Genomic DNA, 18,489 nt, shown 5'->3' on the forward strand with positions numbered 1-18,489 from the left:
ATATTGGAGAAGGAACCGGATGCCATGCCGCCATTTTTTCCGGATGGACTGCACTCCGCACTAAAAGCGGAAAATGCCGGAAACGCACTTGAACCCGGTAAATTCCGCTCTTGCCGTGTCCGCGGCCAACCGCAGGAATCCCCTTGTTTTTCTGCGTTCGCAAAAGACCGTCTAACAAATAAAATTAAAAAATCGGAACGTTTTTTCCTTTCTTAATTGACAAACCATGCCCTTTCCTCTTAATGATTTAATGTTTATGAATCCGGTATATTGTCTGCCAGCGGCCCTCTTCACATGCGTGTTGTTGTCGGCAACAGCCGCCTCCCTGCATGCGGAAACAGCGTACAGCACGCCCTGCGGCTACATCCAGACGGATCTGAATGCCAAAACAACGGGCTATCTGGGCCTGGGAGTGCATCCGGAAGCCCTGATGCAGCATACGCTTGAGGAAAACAACATCACCGTTTCCGGCAGCAAAATCACCATCACGGATCCGGACGTCAATTTTACCGACCTGATGGAGACGGATTCCGCCTATGTTCTGGAACTCATTTTCGGAGACGAGGCGATGGCCCTTCCCCTCAACAGGGACGCGTGGAAAAAGCCCGCCCCTTCCTGGACGGCGAATAAAATAACGGTGGATGACAAAAGCGCAGCGGACCTGATTAAAAACAGCAAGCCGGTTTCCTACGTGCTGCGCAAGGCGCGCACCCTGAACGATGTTCTGGGAGGCGACAATACGTTCAGCCTGAAAAGCGGCACTTCCGGCACGGCGGATGCCGTTTATATCTCCACCTCCCCCTCCATCCAGATTCCGGTTTACCACTCCGCTACGGAAAACAAATGGATGCGCCGCGGTTCCCGGGACGACATGGGCCTTCTCCCCGTCTTCAATCATGAACCCCTTAAAATCGTCCGGAAAGCCGGCAATGGCGTGCAGGCCTTCGTTATCGGGGAAGTGGCGCAGAAGCACCAGAGGCTCCAGCTCTCCCAGGAAAGCACGCTCCTTCATACGGGGCTGCCTGTTCCCCAGACGCTTCTCAGCACCTCCCTCCACACCGCCCTGCCCGATCCTTCCAGTGACGTGGTTTACGTGCCTCTCACACCCGGCGGCCCTCTGGAGCCCTGTTATTATGATTCTTCCTCCGGACAGTGGAAAAACAGGGACACGGGTGAAAACGTATCCTCCACGGCGGTGGAAGGCATCCTGAACATCCTTTCCGTCACCAGGCTTCCCGCTTACACAACTGTCCAGACCAATACATTACCTACTCCTCAATAACAACTTAACAAGTAGTGATACCATGATGAAACATTCCTTCCTGCTGTACGCAGCCGCCGGACTGATGATCGCGGGAGCAGCCTCTGCCACGACGCTCACCGTTTACAATGAAGACGAATATGGGACTGCCCCTATTACGTCCATTCTTGACGCTTCCGGCCATTCCCTGCAAAACGGCTCCGCCATGCTCGGATACCTTCAAGACAGTACCTGGTCTTTCGACCTGGTTGACGGCAAGATTGAATGGTCCAAAAACAGCACGCCCGCAGGCCAGTTGAGCTACAGCCAAATGGCGGAAATCAGGCAAAGCTTCACCACCAGCCTTTCCGCCGTTTCTCCGGAATATCCCGGCGCCATCACCAATGGCGGCCAGTTTTCACTTTCCGGCACGCTGGCCTCCGGTCTGGAAGGAAAGCCCATTGTCCTCCTGGTCAACAACGACGATTCTCCCGGCGAATTCTCCATGTTTACGTTCCGGAACGTGGATACGGGCGAACTGGCCAAGTACCCGGGAGTGGTGGGAAACGACATGACGTTTTTCTTCGGGTCGCAGGCGGATGCCATTACCGAGGGTTATGAGTGGTATGCCATCCCTCTCTTTAACGACAACTTCAATCTGGTTCCCGAACCCGCCACCGCTACGCTGAGCCTCCTCGGCCTGGCGGCGCTGATGATGCGCAGACGGCGCTAAAAGAGCTTTTCCCACTGTTAAAGCCTCCGCACGGGAATGCCTGTGCGGAGGCTTTTTTGCAGGCAGACGGCAGCCGCACTCCAGGCCCTCCTTCATCACATCCCTCCGCCGGAGGAGCACCGCGAGCCTCTGCGGCAACCGATTCATCATGCGGCTGGCAGCCGCACTGGTTTTCAGAAAACGCGCCCGCTGGCGCCCAGGTTCATCTTTAGTTGGCGCAAGGGCTTGCGGCGCTCCAACCAGGCTCCAAACGGCATTGCGGCAAATAAAACGCCCCGCGCACTCCGAAGAGCGGCGGGGCGTCTGTTCAAGCGGTGGAAACCGCAGGAGTTACTTTTTAACGGGAATGATATCCAGCTCCGCTACGGCGGCGTAATCCCGGCCCTGCGTTTCACTGAGGGCGGAGAAGCGGAAATAGCGCGCCTTGACGGGCGCCTGGAACTTCACTTCCTGAAGATCCGCGCTGTCCGGGAAGGCGCCCTTGGCGGCAGGCTGCCATTTTTCACCGTCCGTGCTCACTTCCACGGAATAATCCTTCACGCGGCCGTTACCGCTTCCGTCCTGGCGGGGCAGGTAGGTAATGCCGGAGAACTCCCGCTCCTTGCCCAGGTCCACGGCCAGCACGTGCGGGTGCTTGGTCACGGTCTTGTTGTACTCGGAGTGCCAGAAGGTGCCGGGGTCCCCGTCAATGGCGAACTCGGCATCCGCCTCGCCCTGCTCCTGGCTGGTCACGCTCTTGACCGTGTACTTGTCCGTACGGGTCAGCATGGTCATGTCCAGCTGGGCCGCGGGCACGCGGATTTCACCCTTGTAGGACTTGGAGGTGACGGGACGCATGAAGAAGGACAGCGGGTAGGGCTTGTTGGCCTTGATGATGTCCCTGCTCATGGGGCCGGGGCCGCAGGAGGCGCCCCCCAGGCCGCGCGTGGCGGAGGAGAGGACCAGCACGGTCTTGTCCGTCGTCTTGGGCAGCTCCACGGGGTGGTTGGCCAGAATCAGGTCCGTCGTGGTGTAGGGAATGGCTGAGAAGGCAAACGGAGCGCCCACGGAACCGAAGAGCAGGCCCTGCCCCTTGTCATCTGTGACGGCCACCCAGCGGGTGTCTTCATGGTTGCCGCAGTCCTGCGGCCTGCCGTACGGGAAGAAGGAATCCCGGGCCGTCGTCTTGTACACGCCCAGAGGCATGCCGCTCTTGCGGTCCGCATAGTTTTCCTCCGGCCCGCGGCCGTAGTAGGTCACGTTGCCCATGTTCGCCGGCAACTGGAGTTCATACCCCAGGCGCAGCAGCTCCAGGGGATTGCCGCGCGGCAGCAGCACGGACTGGCAGACGACGGTTCCATCCGGGTAGATGGTCCATTCCAGATTGTTGATGAAATGGGTGTTCGTGTCATTCAGGGGCTGCTTTTTGGGCGTGATGGAGGTCTTGGTGTCTCCATAGCCGCTGATGTTTTCAGCCTGCTTGCCGTTTACCTTGACGGACTGCTTGACGGTGACGCTGCTGCCGTTGTCCACGGCTTCATAACTGAGCAGTTCATGCTTCAGCTCACGGAGGCCGTTGGCCATGCTCTTGGCCATGACGCCCGGCTCATTGCTGGAAGCGGCGCGCAGGGCGTTCACCGCCATGGGCGTCTTGAACAGGGGCTTGCCGTTCACGGTGAACTGGGCCAGTTCCCCGGTGGCCGCGTCAAACTGAAGGGAGAAATCCTTGCCGGACACGGTGTGCTTGTCCGCGCTGAGGGTTACCTTGCCGACAGGAGCCTTGAACATGGGCAGGTCTCCCTGCACGGGAAGCTGGAGCTGGTCAAAGGCCAGTTCATAGCCCTTCCCGGCCCAGTCCTTGTCCTTCTTCAGCTTGTAGCCTATGCGCAGGGCGTATTCCGCTCCCGGCTTACGGTTTTTCAGCTGCGGAATGTCCGGTACGGGCACCACGATCTTTTCCCGGGGTCCGGCCGGCGGCGTATCCAGCTTGCCTTCCGCCACCACATTCCCGTTCTCCGTCAGAGTCCAGGTGATGTCGTACGGAGACAGGTCCGTAAAGAAGTTCTTGTTGAAGATGGAAATCCTGCCGTCGTCCGTCAGGGACGTGGAGATATTCTGATAAACGTGCTTCACTTCAAAGTAGCCCGGTTCCGGCGTGCGGTCCGCCAGGATGGTGCCGTTGAACACGAACTGGCCGCTGTTGGGATGGTCGTTGAAGTCGCCGCCGTAGGCGAGCATCTTCTCCCCGTTCGGCAGGGTCTTGTACAGGCCCTGGTCCACCCAGTCCCAGATGGCGCCGCCCATGATGCGGTCGGAGGACTCGATAGCCTCCCAGTAATCCGCCAGGTTGCCCATGGCGTTCATCATGTTGTGCGCGTACTCTGAAATGTAGTAGGGCTTCGGGAAGTTCTTGTTGGCCGCCATGGAGCGCGTCCAGTCCACGGAGGGGTACTGGTTGGAACCCAGGTCCACGATGTCGTTGTTGCGCTCATAGTGGGTGGGGCGGGACATGTCCCTGGCCTTCACGATCTTTTCCGCGCTGCGGAAATTCTGGCCGGGCCCTGCCTCATTCCCCAGGGACCACATGATCACGCTGGGGTGGTTCTTGTTGCGCTCCACCATCGCCATGATGCGGTCCACGTGGGCCGGCATCCATTCGATGGGATGGGAAAGGGACTCCTTGCCGTAATAGTAGCCGTGAGACTCGATGTTGGCCTCATCCTGCACGTAAATGCCGTACTTGTCGCAGAGGTAGTAGAAATAGGGGTCCGCGGGATAATGGGAGCAGCGCACATGGTTGATATTGGCGCGCTTCATCATCTGCACTTCCTCCTCCATCTGTTCCGGAGTCACGTAGTGCCCGGTTTCCGGATGGCTTTCATGGCGGTTCACGCCCTTCACCTTCACCGGCTGGCCGTTCACCAGGAACACGCTGTCCTTGATCACCACATTGCGGAAGCCCACGCGGGAGGAAACCATTTCCTCCGTCTTGCCGTCACGCTTCAGCGTCAGCACCAGGGTGTACAGGTTGGGATCCTCCGCGGACCACAGGCGGGGCTTGGCGTAAATGCCCAGCAGGGAAGTCTTGAAATCCTTCATGCCGGTGAGGCGCAGGGATTTTTCCAGCACGCCGTCATACGGCGCGTCCTTGGGCTTGACGGGCTCCACCAGCTTGCCGCCGGCATCATACAGGGCCATGGAAACCGTGCAGCCGTCCAGCTTTTCCGTCGCGGGAAACAGGTTGCGCACGTCCACGTCCACCTGGAGGCGCCAGTCCCCGTTCATGGTGCCGGGCTTGGCATGGTCAATATTCAGGGCCCAGTCCCTCTGGTCCACCGGATTGGTCTGCGCGAAAAAGTCGCGGATATGGACCTTCGGCAGCGCAAAAATGGAAACGTTGCGGAAAATGCCGGACAGGCGGAACATGTCCTGGCATTCCAGGTACGCGCCGTCTGAATGGCGGTACACCTCCGCGGCCACCACGTTTTCACCTTTCTTGAGATAGGGGCTGATGTCAAAGCGGGCCGGATTGCGGGAATCCTTGGAAAAGCCCACATACTGCCCGTTGATCCAAAGGTAGAAGAAGGAATCCACGCCGTCGAACTGCATGTACACCTCCCTGCCGTCCCAGTCTGCGGGCACTTCAAAGGTGCGGCGGTAGGAGCCTACGGGGTTCCGCTCCTTGTAGGACGTGTAATTCTTGTTGGAGGGCTCCTTCATCACATACGGCCAGGAGCGTTCAAAAGGATACGGCTGGTTGGAATAAATGGGGGTGCCGTAGCCCTGCGTCTGCCAGGAGGCGGGCACCTTGATTTCCTTCCAGTCCTTCACGTCGTAATCCGGCTTGTAAAAATCGGCCGGGCGGCTCTGGGGATCCTTGGCCCAGTGGAACTTCCACTGGCCGTTCAGGGACTTGCGCCACTTGCTGTTTTCAGGCAGCACTTTCAGGGCGGACTGCAAATCGCTGAAAGACGCAAAAAAGGCCGTGGGGGCCTCCTTGTTCAAATGCAGGTTCTGTTCCTGTTCCCATTCCAGCCCTGTGGGGGCGGGCGCGGGGGCGGAATCGCCCGGGGCTCCCAGGCCGCACATGGCGGAGCCTACCGCCAGCGCGGTACAGGATAAAAGCCAGGATCTGGTCGTTCTCATGAAGTAAGTATGTGTCAACGTTGGTATGCAAAAACGGATTGTCCTGTTACATACGAATCCGCAATTCTAATTCTAACAGCAAACTTCACCTTTGCAAGCTGCCGTTGCGTTTATGGACCGCCTGCGGAGAACGCAGCCGTTAAAAAGTATGCTTTAACTGGAGGACGCCCACGCACTGCATGGATTCCTGCTGCGTGTACTCCTTGGTGATGTAGTGCAGGCCGAACAGCAGTTCCGTGCGCTTGTACCGGAGGCCGAAGCCGTAACCCCATTCCCCCACCACGGGATACTTGTTCACGTACTCCGGAGAAGAGCGGAACACCGTGCCGTCCAGGTACAGGTCATGGGCCACGGCGCGCACGGCGGCGTGAAGATAGCCGTAATACCCCCAGTTGGCGACGTTCGTCCTGTTGTAAACGAAGGGCGGCGCGGCGCTGGTGGCCCCGCGGATGCTGTTTTCCGGAGACGTATTGCCCAGATTGTAGCCGAAGCGGAAGGACATGCCGCCGCCCGCCTGCACCTTTACCGTGCCGGCGTCCGCGTGCCAGTACGCCAGGGCGTCCGTTTCAAAGCCGGAACTGTAGCGCTTTTCCAGGCCGCGCAGGCGGTAGTAGCGCTTGAAAAACAGATTGGCCGTCATCTCTCCGGGGAGCTGGTTGGACCAGCCGGGCCATTGTTCCATGCCCCACAGCTTATGAATGAAATGCTGGGAGCCTTTCGCCAGGGAATTCGTGCCCGTGGTGCCCAATTGCAGCTCCAGGGAATTGGCCCTGTCTTCATTCTTGACCAGGGAGGTCAGGCCCAGCGTCAGGTTGCCCACGTAGGGATGCTGGTTATAAATGGGGTAGGTAGCCTTCTGCTCCGGGGTGTACATGAGCTGGGTCAGGTCCAGCCCCCACTGCTGGCGGAGGTTGGGAGAACCGTTCATGCCCATGAACCGCCGCCAGGAAGAGGAAGCGTTCGTGCCCCCCAGCACCGTTCCCAGCATGCCGGAAAAGGTGTGGCTCCGGGACGTGGTGCCGGACATCCAGGCAAAGCGGACGCCGTTGGTATAATTATCGTCATCCCCCACGAACATGTCGTTTTCCAGATGGAAACTGATGACAGGGCCCTCCTGCGGCGCTTCTATCTGCTGGGTTCCTGCCTGAAGGGAAGCCACCGACAACAGGCCGGCGCACATGCACAAAGCCGTACATTTCATGCGCGGCAGTTTGTGCGTTTCACTTCCGCGTGGCAAGGAAAAATCAGGCATGCCCTGTGTTTGCACTTTTCAAAACCGGGAAATATCCACAGACTTCCCCTGCCCTGCCAGGGTTTTTACGCCATGATTATTGACACGCACTGCCATCTGGCTTCCGCGCAATTCGACCAGTCCCGCCGGAAAGCCTATGTGGAGCATGCCCTCCGGGAAGGCATTGATCGCATGATTACGCTGGGAGCCCGCCCGGATGACTGGGAGGCGAACACGGCGTGGGCGCGCCAGTTCCCGGGCGTGGTCTTTTGCGCGCTGGGCATCCATCCGGACGACGCCCATGAAGCGCCGGAGGGCTGGGCGGACCGCCTTTCCCGCATGGCGCAGGATATCCCCCTGGCCGCCATCGGGGAAACGGGGCTGGACTACTTCCACGGAGCCCCCCGGGGCTGGGAGGCTGACAGCTTCCGCCGCCTTCAGCAGAACCTGCTGGAACAGCACTTTGACCTGGCGGCGCGCCTGGGCCTCAACATTGTCCTGCACACGCGGGACCGGAAAGGGTCCGGAAGCTTTGAAGACGCCCTGGCGATTGCCCGGAACCACGCGGGCCGCGTGCGCCCCGTGTTCCACTGCTTCATCGGAGACACGGCCCAGGCCGCTCGAATTTTTGACGAACTGGACGGCATGGTCTCCTTCACCGGGGTGGCCACCTTTAAAAACGCCCCCGTGGTGGCGGAAACCGCGCGCTGGTGCCCGGAAGACCGCATCATGCTGGAAACGGACTCCCCCTACCTCAGCCCCGAACCCCTCCGGGGCCGCATGAACGAACCCGCCCACCTCATCCATACGGCCCGTTTCATCGCCGCTTCCAGAGGCATGGAACTGGATGAGCTGGCCCGCGCAACGACGCAAAATGCGGAAACCTTTTATAATATGGACAAGGGCTGAAAAAAAATCCCGGCAATCCGCGCTAGCGCCTTGAAACCGAAATCATAAATTAGTATGAACAGGGCACACATGAAAGCGCCATTCATTTTTACCTGCGCCTGCGCTGCCGCGCTGGTGCTCCCCTTCTCTTCCTGCTCCACCCAGAATTCCTCCACGGCCGGCTATGACACTGCGGAACCGGCCAGCGGCGAAATCCCGCCGTGGATTGCGGAAAGCTCTGATCCCGCTTATGAATCCGGCCATTACAGCCCGGTGAAGAGCTCCTCCAGCTCTTCCAGTTACGCCTATAATCCGCCCGCCAAGCCTTCCGTCAGCAAGAAATCCCCCACGCGGAAAACCACGGCCAGCAGCAAATCCTCCCGCAGCACGAGCGCCAGAAAGAGCACCACGCGCAAGCCCGCTCCCAAGGCACGCACCTACACCGTGAAAAAGGGCGATACGCTGGGAGCCATCGCCCGCAGGAACGGCACCTCCGTCAAGGCGCTGAAGAGAGCCAACGGCCTCAAGTCCGACATGATTCACATCAACCAGAAGCTCACGATTCCGCGTTCCAAGTAATCCGGGGGGCCCTTCCCGGTTTCACCGCTTATGAAGCATCTCTTTCTTCTGGCCGTCCTCCCCGTGGTTCTCATGGGGTGGTCGTCCTGCACCCACTCCGGCAAGGGCCATACGGCCCTGCCGGATCCGCGCGCTGTGGACAAATCCGTCCCGGAATACAAAAACCCCTTCCATCCCTCCACGTATGCCCACTTCGTAGCCCGCAAGGACTACCGGAAAACGTATGACGTGTACAAGGATGACACCCTCCTGAACCGCAAGCCGAAGAAATCCCGCAAAATCTTCGTCTGCCTGGACGAACAGCGGGGCCAGTACCTGGTGGACGGCCTGGTTGCCATGGACTTTCCCCTCTCCTCCGGCGTCAAGGCCTACCCGACCAAGACGGGAGACTACACCGTCATCTCCAAAAAGGAAGACCACGCCTCCAACCTTTACGGCAAGATGTATGATGCGGAAGGCAAATGCATCAACTACAACGCCGAATCTACGGACCCCGTTCCGGAAGGCGGCCGCTTTGACGGTTCCCCCATGCCCTACTGGCAGCGGCTTACCAACGCGGGCCTGGGCCTGCACGTGGGGAAGGTGCGGCGCCATCCCATCTCCCACGGCTGCGTCCGCCTGCCCCGGAACGTTGCGGAAATTCTCTACAAGCAAACCAGCGTAGGAACGCCCGTCACCATCCAGAGAACGCCCCTGCCCGTGCCGGAAGCTCAGAAAGCTCCTGCTGTACAGTAACAAACAGACAGAATCCTGCTACAGCAAAAACAACTTTTACCGGACAGTCTTTTTCAAATATATTTCTAAAAAATTCGCTTCCTTTAGCGAATCCCTGTTAATCCACCTGCCGTCTGTAGGATGGTAATAGCGATAGTTGTAATAGACCAGAACCAATTTGTCATCGTTCATTTCGCTGAACCACTGCACCAGCTGGACGAGGTTGCCTGTACTTCCGAATGTCCCATAGGAGAGTAGTCATAGGCTATTTCCATAGTTCCCTGTCCATTGAATCTCCGTGACGTTCTTGGCAAAGTCCGTTCCGTAGCAGTAGAGGGCATTGTTCTGCACCAGGGCCAGAGGACGCGTGGCCATTGGTTCCAGAGGCCCTACAAAAGGGTCCGAAGTATGTTCCGATTGTTGAACATATCCAATGCCGCTAATTGCAATAACCACGGTACAGATAACGTTCATGGCTAATGACCATTCCGTCTCTGGTCACTTTCTTCATGTAGCGGCGTCCCATGGAGTTGTACCCGCATTCCACTACTATGCGTCACCCTCGCTGGTGAAACTCACCGCACGGTTGGCTGCGTTGTACACAGCTGTCCACACCCCCGTTGCAGTCTTGATCAATGTTTTTTGGTTGCCTGAAGCGTCATATTGCAGCACAAAGGGCGTTTCCTCACTTTCTTCAATGCGGGTGTACGGTTGAGTTCGTTGACCACGTAAGTGAGTTCTTCCGCTATTTCCCGCGCCGCCTTGCGATTGCCGATGTTGACGTGACTGTTCCCAAGGCGGCTCTAGTGAGTTCACTTCTGGCATCATAAGTGAAGCTGTCGGCGCGGACGCTTCCGTTCCATGTAGTTAACTATACATTCCTCGATGGCAGTAGTTTCTTCTTTCGACTTCTTAATTTAATGGAAAGGATATTCTGTTTATCCGCACAATACCCCTTAATTTGGATGGCGAGTGTAATAGAACTATTCCTCTATTTCATCATTATATAATTTAAATAGATAAAATTCAATATATCCTGCCATTATTCCAACCGCTCCTGATAATATAAAAAAATAATGATGTTCATCGCATAAGATACGGTCCAGCATAGCGCCCATAATGAGTCCGATAATCAGTCCTAAAAAACAAGTTACCAGTTGATTTATTTCACTAGAGAAAATACGCCAGATTATCCAGCCAATTACAGCCAATATAAATGTTACTGGAAATGAAAATACAATCATTGAAAATCCAGCCATGACGGCATGGTGAAAATTAGATAAACACATGGAATGTCCGGCGCCAATAAGCCAAGGAGCAACCCCGCAAATTAATATGATATGAATTATGTGGTATATTAGTTGCATTGAGAATCATTAAGTAACATATTCCAACCAATATCAGAACCTCCTTCCGGAAGTCCCAAAAAAGGAATAAAGCCTCGGCTGGCATAACAAGTCACATGGCTTTTAGCCTACAGTTGTTTCTTTCTGAACAATACGAGACGTCTTGACACTGCTTTTCAGCATTTACCAAGCAAAGGGCTATCGAAATGACTGCAATTGAAAATTGGTATCTCTTCAAAAAATTAATACATATGGACTTTGCCTTGGCCGGATAAGGATCAAAAATCTTTGATGAATTTTGGCATGTGCATTTTGGTGCAGGTATAGAATAGTTACAAAATACTGATGCCAACTCATCTGGAGTAAGGGACTTGTTAGGGTAGGAAATTCCGGATGAGGAATAGGCAGGTCAAATCTTAAGCCATTCTTGTCCCCCTTATTTATTGCGTTATTACTAATAAACCCATATAAATTCCATCCCCCTTCTTCGGCGATGGGATCGCGATTGATCTATCTGCCGTCTGCGGGATTGTAATAACGGTAGTTGTAATAGACCAGAGCCAATTTGCCATCGTTCATTTCTCTAGACCACTACACCAGATAGAGAAGACTTCCTGTACTGCTGACTATTCCACACGGCGAATAGTCCTAAACTGCCGCAATAGCTACCGCCCATCGAAAACATCTGTGACGTTCTTGTTGAAGTTGTAAAGGACATTGTCCTGCACCAAAGCCAGGGAACGCGTGACTTCTGGTTCCAAAGGATTCCACAGCAACGAGTGGAGCATGTTCCGGTTGTCCAGCGTGTTCGATGCCGTTATTTGCCAATACCATAGTATTAAAACAAAATATTCCATCCATTATTAAAAAACGGTTTAGTTTAAACTAAATATTTATTTAACGCTTATTCTCTTTTAAGAAAATCTCGTATATTTTCGATGATGTATACTGTATCACTATCAGGAAAAACAAGTTCTTTTTTGTTTTTCCTTTCAAAATATCCTATGCCGCCGAATGTACCTTTTGGAGTATTGGTTGCACAATAGGTCAATTTTCCAAGATCATCTTTTTTTATAGGGAAAGATATTTCGATCTCATGTTTGCTTGTAACATTTATGATGGTTGTAATTTTTTGAGATTTATCATCGTACCGATAGACAAGAAAATTAATTTTATCTCCCTTGTTCATTGGTTTTACAACTGTATAAAATTCAAATAAATTTTCTCTTTCGATTATTTCTAATTCCACGTATGGACTCTTTTTAGAAAGAACTAATGATTTCGTTGTGTCAACCAATATAGGAGAGGCTTTTATATTAGGAACAATAAGTATTATGGATAATAAAATAATTCTTGCAATCATAGTCATTTTAACTTGTTCTCGTATGCTTTTAAACGTTGAGATAAAAAATTAATTCTTGTAGTAATTCTCTTTCTGCATGTCTTACTAATTTTCGGTTTTGCGAGAGATTCTTGTAAACACTTAATTTCTATTCTATGCGCTTTTATCTCAGATTCTATCAATTCTCGCCCATGAGCTGGACTGACAATTCCTCTTCCTGCCGGATAAGGTTTCCCTTTGTCATCAAATGCTATTCTTGGATTGGCAGCAAGTATGTCGCTCAAATGGCTTTGTTCATGTTTCATTAAGCAATTCAGACAACATTTCCTATCTACACTTCCTTCCGGAGCTTGTCTCAGATAGACTTCTAAACCGCCTTTACCATCAGTAACTACGGTATTTATTTTAGGTGGCCTCGAACCTACTTCCCAAAGTCCTAATACATCCGCCCCTGTAATAGGTGAGTTACGACAAAAAATATACAGATTGGGTAATTCAAAAGAAATATTCTGCTTTTTAACTCATTTTTCAAATATATTTCTAAAAAATTTTCTTCTTTTAGCTGATCCCTGTTAATCCACCTTCCATCAGCGGAGGGTGTAATAACGTTAATTGTAATAGACCAGGGCGAGTTCTTCGTCTTTCATCTCGCTGGACCACTGCACGGACGGGACGAGGCTGCCTGAGCCGGACACGATCCTATAAAGAGTAATAATAAGCTATCGCAATTAAAAATACGGAACTGTTTACTCTAGTCTTGTTTCATGGATCTTCTCTGTTTTTCATCTGAGCAATTTTCTGAATATCAAAAGCTAGAATCTTTTGGAAATCTTACAGCAAGACTATTATTCATAATTCCGTTTTTAAATATAAATTACATATTTAATATTAAATAAATATTCGAATACACAAAACCTGAAAAAGCCATTCCTAAAAGAAAAAAATGTACTTGTTTTAATCGTCTGTAAGACATATTTCCTCGGATAGCAATTACAAGATAAAGTTCATCTGGATTCCAATGTGCGTTTATCTTACAAAGAACGTATACAACTATAGCCACACAGGACATCAATAATAACGTGTACACAGAACTTAGGAATATAGCGATCACAACACATCCGCCAGATTGGTACAGAGCTAACAGAATGAGTGCACATAAAACAATGAGAAATAAAGAACCTATAATTTCAGCACTGATTTTGTATTTTCTAACTATATTCTGAATTTCTCTCCTTTTATAAAACTTTTCTTCTTGCTTTGTCTTTGATGTTAATAAACACATCAAAAAGGACGAAATAAGAACCCACAGTATAGAAGACATAAATCTACATTTTTAGTTCAAGGCAGGCCATGGCCTAGATGGCAAAAGTGGTGAAGTGGGGGGGGGAATCGTACGGGTAGATAAACGCTCTGATATCATATGGAAAATGTTCCGATTCAATTCTCTTCCTGTGTTCTTTGTAATACGCTAGCTTCTTATAAAACAAGTCTGAAAACATTTTTTCATGATTATTTCAATTGGAATCAGATTTATTTTTGATTTTCTTCAAAACATCTATTATTCTGAAACACTCAATGACTATAATAAGATAAGAAAAAATTAATGCTGTATATGATATTAAAAGTTCATTCGAAAAGTTTTCCCATAATAGATTTATACCATGATACATTGTTGACAAAACTCCAATTATTCCAGAGATCAGAAATAAATAAATTGTAAGTTTGATAATTGAAAAAGGGAAGTTATTAAATGAAAAATTAAGAGTATTTTTTTTGATCCAAACAAGGATTCTTAAAAATAGGATTACAAAAATACATCCACAAACTAATTCGAAATATTCATATCCAGTTAAAGGAGATTCAGGGTAAATCATAATAAAGATGACTAATTATATCGTGTTCATTATTTAGACCATATTTTTTTATTTTCATTAAAAGATTTGTTAGCGATTTCTTCAGTTTGATCTATAACAAATGGAATTTTCAAAGTAGCGGCAATCTTAACATACCCCGTTGCATCTAAAGTTAAAGATATTGGTTTTGCATTCAAAGTTAACCCAGCACTTATCTTAAAATCAATAGAATAAGATGCTTGTATATAAGATGATAATGTAATACCTGCATCAATTCTATGAGACAATCCTAATAATTCTTCCCGATAGTATGTTGAAGTTTTACCATTACAATTGTCAATTTTAAGTATTTTTTCATTACTTAATCCAGCAACCATAGTTCGTAAAGAATATTCAATATCAGGCAGAATAGGCAACCATTTTTGTTTAATTTTAAGTCCTATGCCTACACCTATACCAACATCTGTTCGTAATTTTGCTTCAATGCATACACAATTTTTCTTTTTTTCTATTGATATACTTCCCTCAATAATAAGAAGAATGGGTATGTAACCCGCAGGGATAGTCATTGTGTAGCCAAATTCGTTAGTTTCTTTTCCGAGATAATCAATAGAGAATACCACTTCATTATCAACAAACCCATACAAATTCCATCCTCCTTCTGCAGCGATTGGACGCGATTGATCCACCTGCCGTCAGCGGGATTGTAATAGCGGTAGTTGTAATAGACCAGAGCCAATTTGCCGTCGTTCATCTCGCTGCTCCACTGCACCGGCTGGACGAGACTGCCCGTGCCGGTCACGGTCCCATAGGGCGAGTAGTCGTAAGTTGCCGCAACAGCTCCCTCTCTATCAAAAACTTCCGTCACATTCTTGTTGAAGTCCCATCCATAGCAGTAAAGAGAGGCGGCCTGCACCAGGGCCACGGGACGCGTGGCCACCGGTTCCAGAGGATCCCACAACAGTGTCCGAAGCACGTTCCGGTTGTCCAGCATGTCCAACGCCGCTAGTTGCAGGTAGCCGCGGTACAGGTAGCGTTCATGGCTGGCGACCGTTCCGTTCACCGTCACCTTCTTCATGTAGCGGCGTCCCATGTAGTCGTAGCCGCATTCCACCACCGTACTGCCGTCCTGGCTGGTGAAGCTCACCGCGCGGTTGGCCGCGTTGTACACGACCGTCCAGATACCCGTTGATGTTTTGATCAAGGGTTGTTCCAAGGAGGAAGAGGGAGATTTGAGAGTGGAGTTGGCAATGCTAATACTATGGTCAAGGAATTCCTAATGACGGTGTTGCATATGGCAAAACCGCGTGCGGGTAAAGTGGCCTGTGGTATTGAACACATCATATTTCTGGAAGAAATTTCCAGATTCGAGTTGATCACGGACCATGTTCGGAAGTGCTAAGAGGGGATTGATGACTGAATTTCGGTATCAGCAATCATGCAGTATCCCGACAAGATTATTCTGCATAATTCCGATTATATTGTTACTATTTCTCATGAGGAGAAATAGCTATTATGACTAAATATTTATCTCCTTGAATTATTTTTTTATACAATATGAAAATCTCACCAAATGGGAATGTTATAAATTCATGTTTATCCGTTTCTTTATATTCTTTTTCCAAAAATTTATCCCGAATATGCAACATACTATAAGGTGTAAGATCTCCTTTCAAGAAATCCTTATTTATTAATGAATAGATTTCAGGATTTTTTATTATTTCTTTATTAAAATCATTTTTTACTCCTGAAACATCCAGAATATTATCTGTACTTATGCCTGAATAAGAGACTCTTGCGTCCAGTCCGTCTTGTAATTTCAAGGCCTGCAAGTGAATGCAATCCGTCCATTGCTGATCAGTTTGGAAAATATAAATTATTCTTATTCTCCCCCGCATCGAAGTATGCAGCCTCCACGAATTCTGAGGAACCCCCATAGTATTTGTCATCATTTTTTCCCATGTATCGGGTTGGGGAGGAGATTTATCGCACCCACTGAGAATAATTATTAACAAAATTATATAAATTTTATTGTATAAAGTATTCATATTAAATATCAATAGAGTTAATAATAGTTTCCAATTCACTAAATGTAAAATTACCCCAAACTTCAATTGGAAAAGCCGCTGAGGAATCCACTTTGTCCTGAACAATCGTTTCCAAAAATTGTTGCCATTCAGGATCTCCCTCTGTAGGATTAGCGTCAATTACATCGTACCAAGCTAAAGATACCCCTTCAGAAGACAATAAAATAATATCATCTTTTGATTTTACACAAATTTTAAATTTTCCATACCCTAATACTTTTTGCGGGCGACCTAACCACCAACCTGAGGAATGAAGATGGACCCCAGACTCGTATCCTAGATGGACAGAAAATTTTGCAGTAATATCCTTTTTGTCTACAAAATCTATCTCTATGCTTTTTGGATAATTATTTATATTTTCTAATTCTTCTTTTATAATTTGCTGTAGTGCTTCTTCAAAAGTTCTTTGCATTCCTGCAGAATCTCTCATTTGAGCTATCATTGCAGGTTTAGAAGGGAAAGGAACTACAGTTCCTATTCCTCTCAAAAAGTTTATAACATAACGAGCATATATTAATTCACCCAGAGTATCTTTTCCTAAGTAATCCGTACATATCATGGGAACATTTCTCACGAACCCGTACAAATTCCATCCCCCTTCTTCAGCGATAGGATCCCTGTTAATCCACCTGCCGTCAGCGGGATTGTAATAGCGGTAGTTGTAATAGACCAGGGCGAGTTCTTCGTCGTTCATCTCGCTGGACCATTGGACGAGCTGGACGAGGTTGCCTGTGCTGCCAACTGTCCCATAGGGCGAATAGTCGTAAGTTGCCGCGATCGTTCCCCGTGCGTCGAAGACCTCCGTCACGTTTTTGTTGAAGTCCCATCCATAGCAGTAAAGGGCATTGTCCCGCGCCAGGGCCAGGGGACGCGTTGCCACCGGTTCCAGTGGATCCCACAGCAGTGTCCGAAGCACGTTCCGGTTGTCCAGCATGTCCAACGCCGCTAGTTGCAGGTAGCCGCGGTACAGGTAGCGTTCATGGCTGGCGACCGTTCCGTTGACGGTGACCTTCTTCATGTAGCGGCGTCCCTGGTAGTCGTAGCCGCATTCCACCACCGTACTGCCGTCCCGGCTGGTGAAGCTCACCGCGCGGTTGGCCGCGTTGTAGACTACTGTCCAAATGCCCGTCGAGGTTTTGATGAGGGTCTGGTTGCCCGAGGCGTCGTACGTCGGCACGAAAGGCGCCTCCGCTTTTTCTTCGATGCTGGTGTACTGGTTAAGCTCGTTGGCCGCGTAGGTGAGTTCCTCGGCCAGTTCCCGCGCCGTCTTGCGGTTGCCGATGTTGTCGTAGCTGTAACCGTAGGGGGCTGTTCCCAGAGTAGCCCCGGTGAGTTCGTTTCTGCCGTTGTAGTTGAAGCTGTCAGTACGAGTTGCTTCGGTTCCCCGCTGCTGGGTGCGGGTGACTGGGCGTCCCAATGCGTCGTAGCTCTGGCTGCGGGAGACCAGCGCGGTTTCCCCCAGACGGCAGCTTATGGCCACTGCCAGGTCACGGTGTTCTTCATAGGCAAGTTCCCGGACGATGCCGTTGGGCATCGCGAGGCTGGAGGGCAGGCTGCTTCCCGCCAGGTAGCCGTAGGCGAAGCTTTGCTCCGTTCCCTCGTGCATGATTCCGGCGCCGGCAAGCCTCCCGTTGGCTTCATAGCCCTGGCTTGCTTCCTGGAGGACGTCGGTTCCCTGTTTCAGGGTATAGCCGGAGGACCGGCCGTAAGCATCGTAGTTTTCCTGGAGCTGGCAGGAGGCGCCTCCTATGGTGATGCTATCGGTGTCCGGTTCGTTGTAGGGGGTGTAAGTGATGGTGCGAGAGCCTGAGGCGTCCGTCACCTGGGTCAGCTGGTTGAGGCAGTTGTAGGCGTACTGGATGCCGGGCGTGGAGTCGCTGTAGGAGACGGAGGTGTTGACCCCTTTCTTCAGATTGTAGCCCCAGGTGGTGACCACCCCCCGCGCGTTCGTGAGCGTGGATCTGAGGTTCAGGGCATTGTAGGCGGTGTCCTCATGCGTTCCGTCCGCGTAGGTTTTGCGGGTGACGAGGCCTGTGGCTTCATCATAGCTCCAGGTGGTGACGTCTCCGTCCGTGCGTCCCGTGGGGTCGGTGGTGATGTCGCCCGCGTCCTCCCGGAAGGTGGTAAGGCTGACCATTCTGTCGGCTTCGTCGTAGCCGAAGAGCAGGGGCTGGATGGCCGTACCCCATTCGGCGGTCTTTCGGCCCCGGAGGTCGTAGCCGTAGCAGGCCGTGTTCCCGAGGGCGTTGGTGACGGCGGAAGGCTGGTCAAACCAGGGATCGTAGGCGGTAGAAGCCGTGTTGCCCGCCGCGTCCGTCACCGAGACGGTACGCCCCGCGATGTCGGTGCGC

General features: G+C 51.2%; 15 protein-coding genes. 5 read left to right on the forward strand and 10 right to left on the reverse strand.

Annotated features, from left to right (window positions below):
- Positions 1–298: 298 nt before the first annotated feature.
- Positions 299–1,282 carry a hypothetical protein gene (locus HJW02_RS12020; RefSeq protein WP_146019605.1) on the forward strand — a complete coding sequence of 328 codons (984 nt, stop codon included), beginning with the start codon at positions 299–301 and terminating at the stop codon, positions 1,280–1,282.
- A 22-nt stretch (positions 1,283–1,304) separates the two neighbouring features.
- A complete protein-coding gene (locus tag HJW02_RS12025; protein WP_102721298.1) occupies positions 1,305–1,973 on the forward strand; it encodes a PEP-CTERM sorting domain-containing protein in 669 nt (222 codons plus the stop codon).
- Positions 1,974–2,303: 330 nt separating this feature from the next.
- Here HJW02_RS12025 and HJW02_RS12030 read toward each other — a convergent pair whose 3' ends face one another.
- Entirely contained in the window at positions 2,304–6,098 is a 3,795-nt protein-coding gene (locus tag HJW02_RS12030) for a glycoside hydrolase family 2 TIM barrel-domain containing protein (protein WP_205597363.1), read from the reverse strand.
- Between the two features lie 139 nt (positions 6,099–6,237).
- A complete protein-coding gene (locus tag HJW02_RS12035; protein WP_180971134.1) occupies positions 6,238–7,299 on the reverse strand; it encodes a lipid A deacylase LpxR family protein in 1,062 nt (353 codons plus the stop codon).
- A gap of 123 nt (positions 7,300–7,422) precedes the next feature.
- Here HJW02_RS12035 and HJW02_RS12040 point away from each other — a divergent pair, with 123 nt between their 5' ends.
- From HJW02_RS12040 to HJW02_RS12050, 3 genes are all read left to right on the forward strand, one after another.
- A complete protein-coding gene (locus HJW02_RS12040; RefSeq protein ID WP_180971135.1) occupies positions 7,423–8,238 on the forward strand; it encodes a TatD family hydrolase in 816 nt (271 codons plus the stop codon).
- Positions 8,239–8,307: 69 nt separating this feature from the next.
- Positions 8,308–8,796 carry a LysM peptidoglycan-binding domain-containing protein gene (locus HJW02_RS12045; protein ID WP_022397927.1) on the forward strand — a complete coding sequence of 163 codons (489 nt, stop codon included), beginning with the start codon at positions 8,308–8,310 and terminating at the stop codon, positions 8,794–8,796.
- Positions 8,797–8,826: 30 nt separating this feature from the next.
- Complete coding sequence (locus HJW02_RS12050) at positions 8,827–9,531, forward strand: L,D-transpeptidase family protein (RefSeq protein ID WP_146018286.1); 705 nt, start codon at positions 8,827–8,829, stop codon at positions 9,529–9,531.
- A 36-nt stretch (positions 9,532–9,567) separates the two neighbouring features.
- Here the strand turns inward: HJW02_RS12050 and HJW02_RS13935 are convergent, their stop codons facing one another.
- The 8 genes from HJW02_RS13935 to HJW02_RS12090 form a co-directional block, all read right to left on the reverse strand.
- Positions 9,568–9,702, reverse strand: a complete 135-nt coding sequence (locus HJW02_RS13935) for a hypothetical protein (protein ID WP_240454367.1) — start codon at positions 9,700–9,702, stop codon at positions 9,568–9,570.
- 791 nt (positions 9,703–10,493) lie between these two features.
- Positions 10,494–10,769, reverse strand: coding sequence for a hypothetical protein (locus HJW02_RS12060; RefSeq protein WP_102733274.1), 276 nt, complete (start codon positions 10,767–10,769; stop codon positions 10,494–10,496).
- A gap of 991 nt (positions 10,770–11,760) precedes the next feature.
- Entirely contained in the window at positions 11,761–12,225 is a 465-nt protein-coding gene (locus tag HJW02_RS12065) for a hypothetical protein (protein WP_102733275.1), read from the reverse strand.
- Positions 12,222–12,482, reverse strand: coding sequence for a hypothetical protein (locus HJW02_RS12070; protein WP_146018288.1), 261 nt, complete (start codon positions 12,480–12,482; stop codon positions 12,222–12,224). The genes HJW02_RS12065 and HJW02_RS12070 overlap by 4 nt, the downstream gene beginning before the upstream one ends.
- Before the next feature lie 1,619 nt (positions 12,483–14,101).
- Positions 14,102–14,620 carry a hypothetical protein gene (locus HJW02_RS13940; RefSeq protein WP_146023792.1) on the reverse strand — a complete coding sequence of 173 codons (519 nt, stop codon included), beginning with the start codon at positions 14,618–14,620 and terminating at the stop codon, positions 14,102–14,104.
- A complete protein-coding gene (locus HJW02_RS13945) occupies positions 14,617–15,255 on the reverse strand; it encodes an RHS repeat-associated core domain-containing protein (protein ID WP_240454366.1) in 639 nt (212 codons plus the stop codon). The genes HJW02_RS13940 and HJW02_RS13945 overlap by 4 nt, the downstream gene beginning before the upstream one ends.
- 283 nt (positions 15,256–15,538) lie before the next feature.
- Positions 15,539–16,099, reverse strand: coding sequence for a hypothetical protein (locus HJW02_RS12085; RefSeq protein WP_146019375.1), 561 nt, complete (start codon positions 16,097–16,099; stop codon positions 15,539–15,541).
- A 1-nt stretch (position 16,100) separates the two neighbouring features.
- On the reverse strand, positions 16,101–18,489 hold a 2,389-nt coding region (locus HJW02_RS12090), incomplete at its 5' end, for an RHS repeat-associated core domain-containing protein (RefSeq protein ID WP_279538384.1).

It is taken from the genome of Akkermansia sp. GGCC_0220, from assembly GCF_017566105.1.
Taxonomy (GTDB): Bacteria; Verrucomicrobiota; Verrucomicrobiia; order Verrucomicrobiales; family Akkermansiaceae; genus Akkermansia; species Akkermansia massiliensis.